We start from the raw sequence: 16,781 nt of genomic DNA on the forward strand, positions 1-16,781 counted from the left end.
CCAATCGGTCACCTAGGAAGGAGGCTCGGATGGGCAGTTATGTGCTGCGGCGGGTGCTGCAGATGATCCCGGTGTTCTTCGGCACCACGCTGCTGATCTTCCTGATGGTCTACACGCTGCCGGGCGACCCGGTCGCGGCGCTGTTCGGGGACAAGGCCGCCGATCCCGCCGTCGTGGCCAACCTCAAGCACAAGTACTACCTCGACCAGCCGATCTGGAAGCAGTACCTGCACTACATGGGGAACCTCTTCCAGGGGGACTTCGGGACCAGCTTCACCGGCCGCCCGGTCACCGACATCATGGCGAACGCCTTTCCGGTGACCATCCGGCTGGCGCTGATGGCCTTCGCGTTCGAGCTGGTCCTGGGGCTCTGCCTCGGCGTGGTCTCCGGACTCAAGCGAGGCAGCGTCCAGGACACCCTGGTGCTGATCCTCACGCTGCTGGTGATCTCGATCCCGGTCTTCGTGCTGGCGTACATCGCCCAGACGGTGTTCGCCACCAATCTGGGCTGGGTCACCCCGACCGTGCAGGACTCCCGGGACCTCTCCCAGCTGCTCCTGCCCGCGATCGTGCTCGGCTCGCTCTCGCTCGCGTACGTCGCCCGGCTCGCCCGGACGTCCATCGGCGAGAACCTGCGCGCGGACTACATGCGGACGGCGGTGGCCAAGGGGCTGCCCCGGCGGACCATCATCTCCCGCCATCTGCTGCGCAACTCACTGATCCCGGTGGTCACCTTTCTCGGCACCGACCTCGGCGCACTGATGAGCGGCGCGATCGTGACCGAGGGGATCTTCAACGTGCAGGGCATCGGCAACGTCCTGTACCGGGCGATCAACCAGAAGGAGGGACCCACCGTGGTCGGCATCGTGACCGTCCTGGTGATCGTCTACCTGGTCGCCAGCCTGCTCGTCGACCTGCTCTACGCGGTCCTGGACCCGAGGATCCGCTATGCCTGACATCCACGACGAGAACTCGTACGAGCCGCATCCGAAACCGGGGGTCTCACGCTTGGACTACGCCGGCGAGCAGGGCATGGCGGTCGAGCAGGAGACCCTGGTCGAGGCCGACGTCATCAAACGGGAGGAGGCCCGCAGCCTCTGGGGCGACGCCTGGCGGGACCTGCGGCGCCGGCCGATCTTCCTGATCTCGGCGGTGCTGATCCTGCTGCTGGTCGTGATGGCGGTCTTCCCCTGGGCGTTCACCGACGCCGACCCGCGCAGGGCCGACCTGGTCCACGACTACCTCAAACGCCCGGACTGGGCCGACTTCTTCGGGGCCGGCTGGTTCGGCTACGACGGGCAGGGCCGGTCCATCTACGCCCGGGTGGTGTACGGGGCCCGCGCCTCGATCACCGTCGGCATCTGTGTCACGGCGGCCGTCACCCTGCTCGGCGGTCTGGCGGGCATGGTCGCCGGCTACTTCGGCGGCGGCGTGGACGCGGTGATCTCCCGGATCGTCGACATCTTCTTCGGCATCCCGCTGCTGCTCGGCGCGCTGGTGCTGCTGAACGCCTTCGCCACCCGCACGGTGTGGAGCGTGGTCATCGCGCTCGCCTTCCTCGGCTGGACCCAGATCGCACGGGTGATGCGCGGCGCGGTGCTGACCGTCAAACAGTCGGACTACGTGGTGGCCGGCCGGGCGCTCGGCGCGGGGACGGGGCGGCTGATGTTCCGGCACATCCTGCCCAACGCGGTCGCACCGGTGATCGTGGTCGCCACCATCGCGCTCGGCGGCTACATCGCCACCGAGGCCACGCTGAGCTTCCTCGGCATCGGTCTGCAGGACCCGACCATCTCCTGGGGCATCGACATCTCCTCCGCCCAGAAGGTGATCCGGACGGCCCCGTTCGCGCTGTTCTTCCCGGCCGCGGCGCTCTCCGTCACCGTGCTGGCCTTCATCATGCTGGGCGACGCGGTGCGCGACGCCCTCGACCCGAAGCTTCGCTGAGCGAGGGGGACGCATCGTGACAACAGCTGTCGACACCGCCAGGTCCGCGCGGGAAACGCCCTACGAGGGGCCGCTGCTCGACGTTCGCGACCTGCACGTGGAGTTCGCCACCCGGGACGGTGTGGCGAAGGCCGTCAACGGGGTGAGCTACTCGGTGTCGGCCGGTGAGACCCTGGCGGTGCTGGGGGAGTCGGGTTCGGGCAAGTCGGTGACCGCCCAGGCGATCATGGGCATTCTGGACATGCCGCCGGCCCGCATCCCCCGGGGCGAGATCCGCTTCCGGGGCCAGGACATGCTGAAGATGGGCAAGGAGGAACGGCGAAAGGTCCGCGGCCGGCGGATCGCGATGATCTTCCAGGACGCGCTCTCCTCGCTGAACCCGGTGCTCAGTGTGGGCTTCCAGCTCGGTGAGATGTTCCGGGCCCACCAGGGGGCTTCACGCAAGGAGGCCAGGGACAAGGCCATCGAGCTGATGGAGCGGGTGCGCATTCCCGCGGCCAGGCAGCGGGTGAACGACTATCCGCACCAGTTCTCCGGCGGTATGCGTCAGCGCATCATGATCGCGATGGCGCTGGCGCTGGAGCCGGACCTGATCATCGCGGACGAGCCCACCACCGCGCTGGATGTGACCGTCCAGGCGCAGGTGATGGACCTGCTGGCGGAGCTGCAGTCCGAGTTCAACATGGGGCTGATCCTGATCACCCACGACCTCGGTGTGGTCGCCGACGTCGCGGACAAGATCGCCGTGATGTACGCGGGGCGGATCGTGGAGACCGCTCCGGTGCACGAGCTGTACGCGCGCCCGGCGCACCCGTACACCCGGGGCCTGCTCAACTCGATCCCGCGGCTGGACCAGAAGGGGCAGGAGCTGTACGCGATCAAGGGCCTGCCGCCGAGCCTGCTGCGGATTCCGCCGGGTTGCGCGTTCAACCCGCGCTGCCCGCGGGCTCAGGACATCTGCCGGGCCGAGGTGCCGGAGCTGTTCCCGGTCACCGAGGAGGACGGCACCACGGCGGCCGGGCGGGGCAGCGCCTGCTTCTTCTGGAAGGAGACCCTCCATGACCGCTAACGGGTCCACCGCACTGAGGGCGGCGGTACCGGAGGAGGCCGCGTTCGCGCAGGAGGTGCCGCCCGGCGAGCCGATCCTCGAAGTCCGGGATCTGGTCAAGCACTTCCCGCTGACCCGGGGCATCCTCTTCAGGAAGCAGGTCGGAGCGGTGAAGGCGGTCGACGGGGTCAGCTTCGACCTCATGCAGGGGGAGACGCTGGGCATCGTCGGCGAGTCCGGCTGTGGCAAGTCCACGCTGGCCAAGGTGCTGATGAACCTGGAGCCGGCCACCTCCGGGCAGGTGCGGTACAAGGGCGAGGAGATCTCCCGGCTCTCGGGCGCGGGGCTGAAGGCCGTCCGCCGGAACATCCAGATGGTGTTCCAGGACCCGTACACCTCGCTGAACCCCCGGATGACGGTCGGCGACATCATCGGCGAGCCGTACGAGATCCACCCCGAGGTGGCGCCGAAGGGCGACCGCCGCAAGGCCGTTCAGGACCTGCTGGACGTGGTCGGGCTCAACCCGGAGTACATCAACCGGTATCCGCACCAGTTCTCCGGCGGTCAGCGCCAACGGATCGGCATCGCCCGGGGGTTGGCGCTCAAGCCGGAGGTGATCATCTGTGACGAGCCGGTCTCCGCGCTGGACGTGTCGGTGCAGGCGCAGGTGATCAACCTGCTGGAGCAGCTCCAGGGTGAGTTCAACCTCTCGTACATGTTCATCGCGCACGACCTCTCGATCGTCCGGCACATCTCGGACCGGGTGGGGGTGATGTACCTCGGCAAGATGGTCGAGATCGGCTCCGACCTGGAGATCTACGATCATGCGACGCACCCGTACACCCAGGCGCTGCTCTCCGCGGTGCCGGTGCCGGACCCGACGGCGCGGGAGTCCCGCGACCGGATCATCCTGAGCGGCGACATCCCCTCGCCGGCCAACCCGCCGTCCGGCTGCCGGTTCCGCACCCGCTGCTGGAAGGCGCAGGAGCGCTGCTCCACCGAGATCCCGCTGCTGGCGGCCCCGGCCTGGCTGGACGGGCTCGCCCGGCACGAGTCGGCGTGTCACTTCGCGGCGGAGCGCGACATCGAGCAGAGCGCGGCGGAGCGCGAGGTCGAGCCCGGCGCGGCGGAGCGCGAGGTCGGTCGGAGCGCTGCGGAGGGCGGGGGAGGCCCCGGGGGCACGGAAACGTAGTTGACACGGCTGTACCGGTCCGCCTTGCAGGGCGCGTCCTCCTTTCGGAGGGCGCGCCCTTGCGTTGTGCTGCGGAAACGCTCGAATTCCGGGCGCCCGAACGGCTCCCTTTTAGTCATTACGCTACGTAAAGCATCGAATACCGGAGATTATTGTCCGCTATTCGGAAGGCGGAGCAGGGGGCTCCGGGAGCGATATGCAGGAATTTGGCGAGCAATGTCACAAATTGGTCTGAGCATGTAATTGAAAAGAGATGTGACGTGGATTCCGCCAGGGGGGTCGGGTGATCGATAGTTGCTCTGCGCGTATCAGTGGTCACCTCGCCAACTGTGCGGATCGGCCCTGAGATGTCGACCCTCGCCATGCCCGGCACACCGACTGGCGGGGCGCCGTTCGTTCGTAAGCCCCTAAATCGAGAGGCAGTTGAATGAGGCTCACCAAGACGATGCGTTGGACCGCGCTCGCGGCGTGCACCGCGCTCGCGATCTCCGCCTGCAGCACCGGCGGCGACAAGAAGTCCTCGGACCCGGCGAGCGGCGGATCGGGCAAGAAGGGCGGCTCGATCAATGTCGAGCTGGGTGAGCCGCAGCACGGTCTGGTGCCGCAGAACACCGCCGAGTCCGAGGGCGCCGAGGTGCTCCACGCGATCTTCGCCGGCCTGGTCGACTACGACATCAAGGACAACTCGCCGAAGCTCCGGGTCGCAGAGTCGATCGAGAGCACCGACGCCACCACCTGGACGATCAAGCTCAAGGACGGCTACGCCTTCCACAACGGCGAGAAGGTCACCGCGCAGTCCTTCGTGGACGCCTGGAACTACGGGGCGAACCAGGACAACGCGCAGGAGGCGCTGCCGTTCTTCGACAAGATCCTCGGCTCCGAGGAGCTGGCACCGGGCAAGGGCAAGAAGCCCTCCGCCAAGGAGCTCAAGGGCCTGAAGGTCGTCGACGACAAGACCTTCACCGTCACGCTCAAGGCGCCGTTCTCCCAGTTCAAGACCATGCTGGGCTACAACGCCTTCTTCCCGCTGCCGAAGGCGTTCTTCACCGACCCGAAGGCGTTCGGCGAGAAGCCGATCGGCAACGGCCCGTTCGAGATGGACGGCGCCTGGGAGCACAACAAGCAGATCAAGGTGAAGCGGTTCGAGAACTTCCCGGCAGCGGACGGAAAGGCCAAGCTGGATTCCGTCACGTTCAGGATTTACGAGAAGCTGGAAACCGCCTACAACGATCTCCGCGCGGACACCATCCAGATCACCGACAAGCTGCCGATCTCGGCGATGGCGACGGTCGCGCAGGAGTTCGGTGACCGCTACATCTACAAGCCGGATTCCGGCGTCGGTTACATCGGATTCCCGATCGCGACGAACCCGGCCGCTTTCGGCAAGCCGGACATCCGCAAGGCGATCTCGATGGCGATCGACCGGGAGTCGATCACCAAGACCATCTTCTCGGGCACCCGTAAGCCCGCCGACGACTTCGTCAACCCGATCATTCCCGGGTACCGCCAGGGCGCGCTCGGCGACCTCGCCAAGTACAACCCGGCGAAGGCGAAGGAGCTGTTCACCCGGGCCGGCGGCCTGCCGGGGAATACGCTGGAGATCGGCTACAACGCGGACGGCGGCCACAAGGAGTGGATCGAGGCCGTCGGCAACCAGCTGAAGGCCAACCTCGGCATCGAGGTCACCTTCAAGCCGTTCGAGAAGTTCGGCGCCATCCTCACCGCGCTGGGCGACAAGCAGTACTCCGGGGCCTTCCGCATGGCCTGGTCGATGGACTACCCGTCGATCGAGAACTACCTGCGCCCGATCTTCTCCAAGGTCGCCATCGACAACGGCTCCAACTACGGCGGCTACGTCAACGAGGAGTTCGAGAGCCTGCTGACCCAGGCCGACGCGGCCAAGAGCGACGCCGAGGGCATCAAGCTCTACCAGCAGGCCGACGACGTGCTGATCAAGGACCTGCCGTACATCCCGGTGTACACCTACATGTCCTCCTCGGCCTACACCAAGTCCGTGAAGAACGTGAACGTCAACGCCCAGGGACAGATGGACCTGGCCAACGTCGAACTGGCCTGACCGACCACCATCTGACCGGCCCGCCCGGACGGGCGGCGCGGGCAACCCCCGCGCCGTCCGGCGCAGGCGTGCCCCGAACCACGAGGAGGCCGCATGGGCCGCTATGTGGTCCGCCGGATCATCCAGGCCATACCTGTGATCCTCGGCGCGACGTTCCTTATCTACGCACTGGTCTTCCTGCTGCCTGGTGACCCCATTACGGCACTGGCCGGTGAGAAGCGGCAGGACCCGGCGGTGGTGGCCGTCCTGCGGGACCGCTACCACCTGGACGACCCGTTCTTCGTCCAGTACTGGGACTACCTGGTCGGCCTGTTCAAGGGCGACTTCGGCGAGGACTACCGCGGCAATCAGGTCGTGGACGTCATGAAGACCGCGTTCCCGTACACCATCAACCTGGCGGTGACCGCGCTGGTCATCGAGATGGTGGTGGGTGTCACCGCCGGTGTGGTCGCCGCCCTGCGGCGCGGCCGGTTCATCGACAACGTGGTGCTGATCTCGACCCTGATGGTGATCTCGATCCCGGTCTTCGTGATCGGCTTCGTGCTCCAGCTGATCCTCGGGGTGAAGCTCAACACCGACTACGGCATCGACTTCTTCCCGGTCTCCTTCAACGAGGAGGCGGGCTTCCGGTCCTATCTGCTGCCGGCCTATGTGCTGGCCTCCACCTCGCTGGCGTACGTCGCCCGGCTCACCCGGACCAGCCTGATCGAGGTCATGCGGGCGGACTACGTCCGGACGGCGGTCGCCAAGGGGCTCAGCCCGTTCCGGGTGGTGGTCCGGCACGGTCTGCGCAACGCGCTGATCCCGATCGTCACCTTCCTGGGCATGGACCTGGGCGGGCTGATGGGCGGTGCGGTGATCACCGAGGGCATCTTCAACATCCCCGGGGTCGGACACCAGCTCTTCCAGTCCGTCTACCTGCGGGAACGCACCATCGTGGTGGGGATCGTGAGCGCCCTGGTGCTGGTCTACCTGTTCGCCAACCTGGTGGTCGACCTGCTGTACGCCGTTCTGGACCCGAGGATCCGCTATGAGTGAGCCGACGAAGAGCGAGAACGTGACGGTGGCGGCCCCCGGGCAGCCGGCCGCCGGATCCGCCGCCGGGGCCGCGCCCGCGGTCACGCCGGACGGCAATGAGCGGGTGGCCAGCCTCTGGACCGACGCCTGGTACGACCTGCGGCGCAACCCGCTGTTCCTGATCGGCGGGGTGCTGGTGCTGTTCATGGTGGCGCTGGCCGTCGCCCCACAGCTGTTCACCGACAAGGACCCGAGTTCGCCGGGCTTCTGCAACCTGGTCGACTCGCTGAAGCGGCCGAGCGCCGAGCACTGGTTCGGCTTCGACGTCCAGGGCTGTGACATCTACACCCGGACGGTGTGGGGTGCCCGCAACTCGATCATCGTCGGCATCCTGACCACCACGCTGGTGGTCCTGGTCGGTGGCACGCTGGGCCTCTGGGCGGGCTGGATCAGCGGTCTCTGGGACAGCGTGCTCTCCCGGGTCACCGAGATCTTCTTCGCCATCCCGCTGCTGCTCGGCGGCATGCTGATCATGTCGACCTGGAAGACGGGCAACGCCTGGACGGTCTCGGCGGTGATGGCGGTGCTCGGCTGGCCGCAGATCTACCGGCTGATGCGTTCGGCGGTGCTCTCCAACAAGCACAACGACTATGTGGTCGCGGCCAGGGCGCTCGGGGCCGGTACCGGACGGATCGTCTCCCGGCACATCCTGCCGAACGCCGTGGCGCCGGTGATCGTGGTCTCCACCATCAACCTGGGCGTCTACATCGGCGCCGAGGCCGCCCTGTCCTACCTGGGCATCGGCATCCAGTCCCCGGCGATCTCCTGGGGTCTGATGATCAGCGACGCGCAGTCCCGCTTCCTGAACGCCCCCCATGTGCTGCTCTTCCCGGCCGTCGTGCTGAGCATCACCGTGCTGGCGTTCATCATGCTCGGCGACGCGGTGCGCGACGCCCTCGACCCCAAGCTTCGCTGAGGAGGGCCGCGGACGATGAGTGACGCGACAAGGCCGTCGAAGGACGGCGCACCGCGCCAGGACGCGGTGGAGGTGATCAAGGGCGGCCGGGAGAACCTGACGCCCGGTACCCCGTTGCTGGAGGTCGACGACCTGCACATCGAGTTCCACACCCGGGACGGTGTCGCCAAGGCGGTCAACGGGGTGAGCTACTCGGTGTCGGCCGGTGAGACCCTGGCGGTGCTGGGGGAGTCGGGCTCGGGCAAGTCGGTGACCGCCCAGGCGATCATGGGCATTCTGGACATGCCGCCGGGGAAGATCACCGCCGGTTCGATCCGGTTCCGGGGCCAGGACCTGCTCACCATGAGCCCCAAGGCCCGGCGGGCGGTGCGTGGCCGGAAGATCGCGATGATCTTCCAGGACGCGCTCTCCTCGCTGAACCCGGTGCTCAGTGTGGGCTATCAGCTCGGTGAGATGTTCCGGGTGCACCAGGGCGCCTCCCGCAAGGAGGCCAAGGACAAGGCCATCGAGCTGATGGAGCGGGTGCGCATTCCCGCGGCCAGGCAGCGGGTGAACGACTATCCGCACCAGTTCTCCGGCGGTATGCGTCAGCGCATCATGATCGCGATGGCGCTGGCGCTGGAGCCGGACCTGATCATCGCGGACGAGCCCACCACCGCGCTGGATGTGACCGTCCAGGCGCAGGTGATGGATCTGCTGGCGGAGCTGCAGTCCGAGTTCAACATGGGGCTGATCCTGATCACCCACGACCTCGGTGTGGTCGCCGACGTCGCGGACAAGATCGCCGTGATGTACGCGGGGCGGATCGTGGAGACCGCGCCGGTGCACGAGCTGTACGCGCGCCCGGCGCACCCGTACACCCGGGGCCTGCTCAACTCGATCCCGCGGCTGGACCAGAAGGGGCAGAACCTCTACGCCATCCAGGGCCTGCCGCCGAGCCTGCTGCGGATCCCGCAGGGCTGTGCGTTCAACCCGCGCTGCGACCGGGTGGCGGACCGCTGCCGCACCGAACTCCCGCAGCTCGTCCCGGTGCTGGACGGCGAAGGGGCCGACCTGCCGGGCCGCCGCAGCGCCTGCCACTTCTGGAAGGAGACCCTCCATGGCTGAGCCCATCCTGGAGGTGAAGGACCTGGTCAAGTACTACCCGCTGACCCAGGGCATCGTCTTCAAGAAGCAGGTCGGCGCGGTGAAGGCGGTCGACGGCGTCTCGTTCGAGCTGCGGCGGGGCGAGACGCTGGGCATCGTCGGCGAGTCCGGCTGTGGCAAGTCCACGCTGGCCAAGGTGCTGATGAACCTGGAGCGGGCCACCTCCGGCCAGGTGTTCTTCAAAGGCGAGGACATCACCCGGCTCTCGGGCGCCGGCCTCAAGGCCGTGCGGCGCAACATCCAGATGGTGTTCCAGGACCCGTACACCTCGCTGAACCCGCGGATGACGGTCGGCGACATCATCGGGGAGCCCTTCGAGATCCACCCCGAGGTGGCGCCGAAGGGCGACCGCCGCAAGGCCGTTCAGGATCTGCTGGACGTGGTCGGGCTCAACCCGGAGTACATCAACCGGTATCCGCACCAGTTCTCCGGCGGTCAGCGCCAGCGCATCGGCATCGCCCGGGGGCTGGCGCTCAAGCCGGAGCTGATCATCTGTGACGAGCCGGTCTCCGCGCTGGACGTGTCGGTCCAGGCACAGGTGATCAACCTGCTGGAGCAGCTCCAGGGTGAGTTCGAGCTCTCGTACATGTTCATCGCGCACGACCTCTCCATCGTCCGGCACATCTCCGACCGGGTGGGGGTGATGTACCTCGGCAAGATGGTCGAGATCGGGACGGAGGACCAGATCTACTCCTACCCGACCCATCCGTACACCCAGGCGCTGCTCTCCGCGGTGCCGGTGCCGGACCCGGCGGCGCGGGAGTCCCGCGACCGGATCATCCTGAGCGGCGACCTGCCCTCGCCGGCCAACCCGCCGTCCGGCTGCCGGTTCCGCACCCGCTGCTGGAAGGCGCAGGAGCGCTGCTCCACCGAACTGCCGCTGCTGGCGGTGCCGTCCGTGCTGAGCGGCCCGGCCGCGCACGAGTCGGCCTGCCACTTCGCCGAAGTGCGGGACGTGATCGGCGCGGGCTGACCGGACGACCGCCGGGCCCCGGAGGGTGTGACCGCCTCCGGGGCCCGGCGCGTCACTTCTCGAAGCCGACGTTCTCCCAGACGATGTCGGAGAGGCCCTGCGCGCCGATGTTGGCGAGGTTGGCGCGGGCGCCGTACAGCTGCGGGCGCTGGTAGAGCGGCAGCACGCCGGCCACCTTCCACAGCTCGCCGTCGGCCTGGTTGATGGCCTCGAAGGCGGTGGCCGCGTCGGTCGCGGCGGCGGCCCGGTCGAGGGCGGTGTCGACGGCGGGGCTGCCGGCCTGGGAGTGGTTGGTCCCGCCGTTCTGGACGAAGTTGGCCCGGTTGCCGCTGGCCGGGAAGGGCGTGCCGAGCAGCGAGTACGCGGCGATGTCGAAGTCGCGCCGGTTCACGTACCGGTCGAAGAACTCGTTGGCTTCGGCGGTCACGGTGGTGACCTTGACCCCGACGTCCTTCAGCATCCGGGTGGCGACCGAGGCCTCGTTCTGGGCCTGGGTGACCCCGGCCGGGATGACCATCCGCAGGTTCAGCTCCCGGCCGTCCTTCTTGCGGACGTCGCCGTCGAGCTTCCAGCCGGCCGCCTCCAGCTTCCGGACGGCGTCGTCCGGGTCGTAGCGGCTGAGGCCGAGGGAGTTGTCCCGGTAGGCGTTCTGGTTGGCGACCAGCAGATGGTTGTTGAGGGTGACGGTGGGCCAGTCCAGGCCGTTGAGGTCGGACCGGGTGATGGCGTCCCGGTTGATCGCCTGGAACAGGGCCTGGCGGACGGCCGGGTCGGTGAGCGCGGGACTCCGGCTGTTCAGCGTGAACTGGCGGAAGTCGGGGCCGCCGGCGCGGCGGACGGCGGCCCCCTTGGTGCTCTTGATGATCTGGTAACCGGCCACGTCGGGACCGTTGTTGAAGAGGTCGACCTCGCCCTTGGCGAAGGCGGCGGCCATGGTGTTGGGGACCATGGCACGGAACACGATCCGGTCCAGCAGCGGTTGGTCGCCCCACCAGGCCGGGTCCGCGACCAGGGTGACGGTCTGGGTGGCCCGGTCGAGCCTCTCGACCTTGAACGGGCCCGCGGTGACCGGGATCGCGTTCAGGTAGGAGGTGTTGAACAGCTCCGGGGTGGCGATCCGGCTCGCCGGGAGCAGCGGGGCGTTGGCGGCGCCGTTGAACATCGACTGCCACTCGGAGAACGGCCGCTCGAAGGTCATCACGGCCTGGAAGTCGTCCTTGCCCCGCTCGACCGCGGAGACCAGCTCGAAGCCGGTGCTGCTGGAGGCCCGGTAGGCCGGGTCCTTCCCGTTCAGGGCACGCCAGTTGGCCTCGATGTCCCGCCAGGTGATCGGCGTGCCGTCGGACCAGACGGCCTTCGGGTTGAGCGTCCAGGTGACGGTCTGCCGGCCGTCCTTCAGCTCGGACCTGGCGTCCTGGAGATAGGCCGGGTTGACGGTCTGGGTGCCGGCCGCGTCCGAGCGGAAGAAGGTGGGCAGCAGGGGCTTGGTGACGCTGATGGTGGAGGACTCGCCACCGTCGGTCTGGATCGGCGACCACTGGCTGGAGAACTGGGCGATCGCGACGTTCAGCGTGCCGCCCCGGCGCAGCCGCGAGCGGTCGTGAGGGTTGGTGTCGACGGTGGTGAGCTTGGGCGCCTCGGCCGCGGTCGGGAGCGCCCGGGCGCCGGTACCGGTGCCGCAGGAGCAGAGCGTCAGCGAGAGCGGGACGACGGTGAGGCCGGCGAGCAGGGCCGTTCGGTGTGGCGTGAGGCGGCGGCCCATGGTGTGCTTCTCCCTGGTGCGGGTGTGACGGACGGTACGGCGTCACATCTTGCTGACCTGGGAGGGGAGTTGTCGAGGGGCGGGCCCGAATCCGGGCCCGCCCCCGGGGTCTGCCGCCGGGTGGTGGGTCGGGAAGCGGGTCAGACGGTGGCGAACTTGAAGGTGCGGTCCTTGTCGCCGCTCTTGTCCAGCACCGAGGTGATGCCGTCGGCGACGTCCTGCGCGGTGATCACGGCCGTCTGGCCGTTCTTCTTCACCTTCACCTTGTCGAAGTAGCCGTTGATCTGGCCGTTCAGCGCGTCCAGGTCCCACTTGGGCACGATCTTGCCGGAGGCGTCCGGCACCAGGGTCAGCGCCTTGGCCGCGGTGAGCTTGCCGAAGTCCCACTTCTTGGTGCCGGCCAGGACATGGACGTTGCCGCTCACCACGGACTTGCCCAGGCTGTCGGCGGCGGCCTGGAGGGCCTGCGGCGAGACCTTGGGCTGGGCGGCCGTCACGGAGAGCGCGACGGGCTGCTCGGCCTTGCCCGCGGCGCGGTCGCGGTAGGCCTGCTCGATCTGGTCGACCGCGGCGGCGGAGTCCACCGCCTGGCCGGCCCGGCCGGGCACCACGACGGGCTCACCGGAATCGCTGAACTTGACGTAGCCCTCCTGGAGGGTCTGCCCCGAGCCGGCGCCCAGGGCGTCCAGGGCGGCCTTGAGTTTGGCCCGGTCCACCTTGACCTCCGGCGGTACGGCCTTCTCGCCGCCCTTCAGCGAGGTGATCACGTCGACCGGGCTGTAGCTGTGCCGGGTGAGGTTGTCCACGGTGGCCGTGGTGTCGAAGCTCAGCCCGGCGACGGCCGGGTCGAGGTCCACGGACTGTTCGCCGATCTTCAGCTTGACGGGCTGCCGGCCGGCCTTGCCGATCGTCTCGTCGAGCTGGTGGATCGCCTGGTCTCGGTTGTTGCCGCCGATGTCCGTGCCCAGCACGACGGTGCCCTTGGGGATGTCGGACTGGTTCAGCATCAGACCGGTGCCGTACGCGGCGGCGCCGAGGAACAGCAGGCCGCCGACGGCGTAGACGCCGAGCTTGACGAGCTTCTTGCCGGCGCCGGCCTTGGGCTTGCCCGCCGCCTTGCCCGTCGCGGGCTTGGGGGCCGCCGGCTTGGGTGCCTCGGGCTTCTTCGGGTCGGGCGCGGGCGCCGCCACCGGTCCGGCGGGGCCGCCGGGCGTCCGGGCACCAGGCTCGGGCTGCGGGCGGCCGGGCGCGGTGGCGCCGGGGCCCTCCGGCCGGTGGCCGGGGGACGGGGCGGGGGTCTCGCCCTGGCGGCCGGGGGCGCCGGGGAAGAGGCCGCCCTGGACCGCGGTGCCGAACGGGTCGGTGCCGGCCGGGGGCCGCTGTGCGGCGAACGGGTCGGTGCCGGCCGGGGCGGAGGCGAACAGGCCGGGCTGCGGCCGGCCGTTCTGCTGCGGGGCGCCGTGCTGCGGCAGGCCGTCCTGGGGCAGGCCGTGCTGGGCCGCCGCGCCCGCGGGCGGACCGGATATGGCGCCCGGCGCGGGGGCGCCCTCGCGGATCGGCGCGAAGCCGTCCACCGAGGTGTCCTCCGGGCTCACCGCGCCGGACGGGCCGCCAGCCGGGTGGCCCTGGGGGTGGCCGGCGGCGGGGCCGCCCGCCGGGGCGAAGGGGTCGGCGACCGGGGCGAACGGATCCGCCGGGGCGAACGGGTCGGTGGGGAAGTCCTCGTACACGCCGGCCTCGTCCGCAGGGACGTCCGGTCCGACGCCGGTGCCGAACGGCGAGGCGGGCGCGCCGGTCGGGCGCGGTGCGGGTGCGGGTGCCTGGCCGGGCACCGGGCGGCCGTTCGGGTGGTCCGTACCCTGGCCGGAGGCCTGGGTCTGCCGGGCGCCACCCGGCTGGGAGCCGTTCTTCCGGGCGCCGTTCGGGCGGGCCCCGGCACCGCCGGCGGGTTCGGCCGGGGTGCCGGCCGGAGCCGGAGCGGGCTCGGTGGAGGACGCCTTCTTCTGGCGCGGCCGGAACCACGCGCCGGTCGACTCGGCCTCCGAGGTGGCCGGCGGGATCTGCCACTCGGGCGGCAGGTTCGGCGGTGTGGCCGTCCGGGCGCCGCCGTCCATCACCCCGAGCACGGGGGAGGAGGGCGCGGCGGAGCGGTGCCGGGGGCCGGGCGGCTCGGTGGCGGCGGGCGGGGTGTCATCGCCCGGGCCGTCCTCGTTCTTGACGGCGCTGCGGACCACGACGGGCGGGATCGGACGCGAGCCGGGGATGTTGATCCGCACCCTGGTGGTCAGGGTGGTCTCGGTCTTCGGGGCCTCGTCCTCGCCGCCCGACGCCGGTCCCTGGGCGGCACTGGTGCCCGCACGGTCGCCGCCGGGGAGGCCCGGTGTGCCGTAGGGCGGGGTGCCCGACGGGTAGGCGTCCGGGCCCGTGCGCCGAGGCGTCGGGTGGGCGTTGTCAGATTCGCGGCTGCTCAATGCTGCTCTGCTCCGGGTTCGCGGGCGGGCCGTCGGGCGCGACCGCGGGTTCGTGGGCGCCGGGCCTGGCGGGCGGCGGTCGGGTACGGCGTTCTGCGGCACCACCATACTGGGAAGAACTGAGCGGTGAACCGGTTCGGATAGAACCTGATACGTCCGGTTCCTCCGGTATGAGAGTACGGCCGTTCGGTCCTGACTGCTCGTCGTACGCGGTACCGTACGCCGCGCACCGCCGAGGTCAGCGGGGAGGGCCCGGTACTCCGGGGAACCAGCTGGTCCGGGTGGGCAGGGTGGCGCAGATCACGCCCAGAATCGACCCGGCGAACAGCCAGCCGAGTGAGGTCGCGTTGGTCCAGAGCACGTTGTCGCCCTCGGGCCGGGGGACCATCACCAGCAGCAGCGCCAGGAACCAGCCGGCCGCCGGGAGCCCCGCGCCGAGCCGGGTACCGGTGACCCGCAGACCGGCGTAGAAGGTGGCACCGGTGGCGGCCAGCGCCAGCAGAACCCCCACCGGCGGCCACAGGGCCTGCACAAAGGCTCCGCAGATCGACACCGCGGCACCCAGCAGGAAGAACAGGACGTAGGCGACGATCCGCCAGGCCCGCGGGGGCTGAGGCTCGGCCAGCCGCTCGGCGCGGGTGCCGAGGACGGCCGCCGGGATCGAGCGGCGCGGCGGCCGGGCGTCGGCGGGCTCGGTCATCGGACACCTTCCTGTTCCTGCGCGGGGGCGGCGGTCGCGTCGGCGGCGGCCGGGCCCGTGGTGTTCGGGCCTGTGGTGTCCAGGCCCGCGAAGAGGTCGTCCTCGGGCAGCCGCGGCCCGGCCTGGCCGCGCACCAGCTGGTAGTACTCGGTGGCGACCAGCGGCTGGCCGAGGTTGTTGGAGAGCGCGAAGAAGGCGCCGTCCACGGTGATCTGGGTGGCGTGCGCGGCCATCGCGGCCGCCTTGCGGCCGGCGTACGCGGCGCCGTCCAGCACGGTGGTGACCGCGGCGTCGTCCACCACGCCGGGCACGTCGGACGGCGCGGCGACACCGGGGAACGGTGCCCTGGCGGCGGTCTCGGCGAGCCCCCGCTCGATCACCGAACGGGGCATCCGGTTCCAGTACACCTTGGCGATCCGCCAGGCCGGGCCCAGCTCGGGCCGGTACGCGGGATCGGCGGCCAGCTCGTACGCGCGCATCGCGACCCGGTGCGCCTGGATGTGGTCCGGGTGCCCGTAGCCGCCGTCCTCGTCGTAGGTGACCAGGACCTGCGGCCGCACCTCCCGGACCACCGCGACCAGGTGACCGGCCGCCTCGTCCGGGTCGGCCCGCCAGAAGCAGCCGGGCACGTCGTTGTCGGGGACGCCCATCATCCCGGAGTCGCGGTAGCGCCCCGGGCCGCCGAGGAAGCGGACGTCGGCGACGCCGACCGCGCGCATGGCGGCGGTCAGCTCGCCGATCCGGTACGGGCCGAGCGCGTCGTCCCGATCCGCCGTCAGACGGGCCAGCTCCGGCGGGATGACCTCGCCGCCCTCACCGAGGGTGCAGGTCACCAGGGTGACGTGGGCGCCCTCGTCGGTGTACCTGGCCATCGTGGCGCCGTTGCCGATCGACTCGTCGTCGGGGTGCGCGTGCACCAGGAGCAGGCGGCGGCCGGTAGTCACGGTCATGGGAGCAGCCTAACGACCGGTCCACAGGGTGCGGGCGGGGGCGGGGTCAGAGCTTGAGGCCGTTGATCATCCCGGCGAGGTTGCTGGTCACCTGGCTGATCGAGGGGGCGATGGAGCTGGACGCCAGGTAGAAGCCGAGCAGCGCGCAGATGATCGCGTGCGCGAGCTTCAGACCGGAGCGGCGGATCAGCACCACCACGATGACCAGCATCAGCATGGCTGCGGAGATGGACAGGGCCATGTCGGCTTACACCCCTTTTCTCGGGTGCGCCACCCCTCGGCAGGGCGGCGGTCGGACCGTGCGGGACTTGCGGTCGGGCGACCGGGGCCCGGGACGGGGCCCGACGATCACGCGCCGGACCCAGTCATACCCGATGAGTGATGGATGTATGACGTACGGTGACGCCGCACGCCCGGGGTACGGCGGCACCGGTGGGGCGCACAGGCCGGTCGGAGGGGGTTCGGAGGGGGGCGGACGGCTTCGGGGCGTCCTTCGCCGGGATGCTCCGAACGAGTGATCGT

The 16,781-nt window shown here is 69.8% G+C and carries 14 protein-coding genes; 9 read left to right on the forward strand and 5 right to left on the reverse strand.

Annotated features, from left to right (window positions below; genetic code table 11):
• Positions 1 to 29 precede the first annotated feature (29 nt).
• From ACIO5D_RS13695 to ACIO5D_RS13735, 9 genes are all read left to right on the forward strand, one after another.
• Positions 30 to 956, forward strand: a complete 927-nt coding sequence (locus ACIO5D_RS13695) for an ABC transporter permease (RefSeq protein WP_363607477.1) — start codon at positions 30 to 32, stop codon at positions 954 to 956.
• 76 nt (positions 957 to 1,032) lie between these two features.
• Positions 1,033 to 1,947 carry an ABC transporter permease gene (locus ACIO5D_RS13700; protein WP_400659997.1) on the forward strand — a complete coding sequence of 305 codons (915 nt, stop codon included), beginning with the start codon at positions 1,033 to 1,035 and terminating at the stop codon, positions 1,945 to 1,947.
• 16 nt (positions 1,948 to 1,963) lie between these two features.
• Positions 1,964 to 3,016 (forward strand): ABC transporter ATP-binding protein, encoded by a 1,053-nt coding sequence (locus tag ACIO5D_RS13705; protein ID WP_400795182.1) that lies wholly within the window; start codon positions 1,964 to 1,966, stop codon positions 3,014 to 3,016.
• Positions 3,006 to 4,187, forward strand: coding sequence for an ABC transporter ATP-binding protein (locus ACIO5D_RS13710; RefSeq protein WP_400795184.1), 1,182 nt, complete (start codon positions 3,006 to 3,008; stop codon positions 4,185 to 4,187). Before ACIO5D_RS13705 ends, ACIO5D_RS13710 begins: the two co-directional genes overlap by 11 nt.
• Positions 4,188 to 4,614: 427 nt before the next feature.
• Positions 4,615 to 6,264, forward strand: a complete 1,650-nt coding sequence (locus ACIO5D_RS13715) for an ABC transporter substrate-binding protein (RefSeq protein WP_400795186.1) — start codon at positions 4,615 to 4,617, stop codon at positions 6,262 to 6,264.
• A gap of 93 nt (positions 6,265 to 6,357) precedes the next feature.
• Entirely contained in the window at positions 6,358 to 7,302 is a 945-nt protein-coding gene (locus tag ACIO5D_RS13720; RefSeq protein WP_363615249.1) for an ABC transporter permease, read from the forward strand.
• The gene (locus ACIO5D_RS13725) at positions 7,295 to 8,257 is read left to right on the forward strand and encodes an ABC transporter permease (protein WP_363615251.1); all 963 of its coding nucleotides are present in this window, start codon (positions 7,295 to 7,297) and stop codon (positions 8,255 to 8,257) included. Before ACIO5D_RS13720 ends, ACIO5D_RS13725 begins: the two co-directional genes overlap by 8 nt.
• Before the next feature lie 15 nt (positions 8,258 to 8,272).
• Positions 8,273 to 9,364 carry an ABC transporter ATP-binding protein gene (locus ACIO5D_RS13730; RefSeq protein ID WP_400795188.1) on the forward strand — a complete coding sequence of 364 codons (1,092 nt, stop codon included), beginning with the start codon at positions 8,273 to 8,275 and terminating at the stop codon, positions 9,362 to 9,364.
• Entirely contained in the window at positions 9,357 to 10,376 is a 1,020-nt protein-coding gene (locus ACIO5D_RS13735) for an ABC transporter ATP-binding protein (RefSeq protein WP_400795190.1), read from the forward strand. The genes ACIO5D_RS13730 and ACIO5D_RS13735 overlap by 8 nt, the downstream gene beginning before the upstream one ends.
• A gap of 52 nt (positions 10,377 to 10,428) precedes the next feature.
• On the opposite strand, the gene ACIO5D_RS13740 is transcribed toward ACIO5D_RS13735, so the two are convergent.
• From ACIO5D_RS13740 to ACIO5D_RS13760, 5 genes are all read right to left on the reverse strand, one after another.
• Positions 10,429 to 12,138, reverse strand: coding sequence for an ABC transporter family substrate-binding protein (locus tag ACIO5D_RS13740; protein WP_400795192.1), 1,710 nt, complete (start codon positions 12,136 to 12,138; stop codon positions 10,429 to 10,431).
• A gap of 140 nt (positions 12,139 to 12,278) precedes the next feature.
• Positions 12,279 to 14,609 carry a peptidoglycan binding domain-containing protein gene (locus tag ACIO5D_RS13745; protein ID WP_400795194.1) on the reverse strand — a complete coding sequence of 777 codons (2,331 nt, stop codon included), beginning with the start codon at positions 14,607 to 14,609 and terminating at the stop codon, positions 12,279 to 12,281.
• A gap of 238 nt (positions 14,610 to 14,847) precedes the next feature.
• Entirely contained in the window at positions 14,848 to 15,309 is a 462-nt protein-coding gene (locus ACIO5D_RS13750) for a DUF6113 family protein (RefSeq protein WP_363610818.1), read from the reverse strand.
• On the reverse strand, positions 15,306 to 16,259 hold the full coding sequence (gene mshB, locus ACIO5D_RS13755; protein WP_400655075.1) for an N-acetyl-1-D-myo-inositol-2-amino-2-deoxy-alpha-D-glucopyranoside deacetylase: 954 nt from the start codon (positions 16,257 to 16,259) through the stop codon (positions 15,306 to 15,308). Before mshB ends, ACIO5D_RS13750 begins: the two co-directional genes overlap by 4 nt.
• A gap of 46 nt (positions 16,260 to 16,305) precedes the next feature.
• Complete coding sequence (locus tag ACIO5D_RS13760; protein ID WP_363610822.1) at positions 16,306 to 16,500, reverse strand: DUF2304 family protein; 195 nt, start codon at positions 16,498 to 16,500, stop codon at positions 16,306 to 16,308.
• Between the last annotated feature and the right edge of the window lie 281 nt (positions 16,501 to 16,781).

The sequence above is a fragment of the Kitasatospora sp. NPDC087315 genome (assembly GCF_044744345.1).
Lineage (GTDB): Bacteria > Actinomycetota > Actinomycetes > Streptomycetales > Streptomycetaceae > Kitasatospora.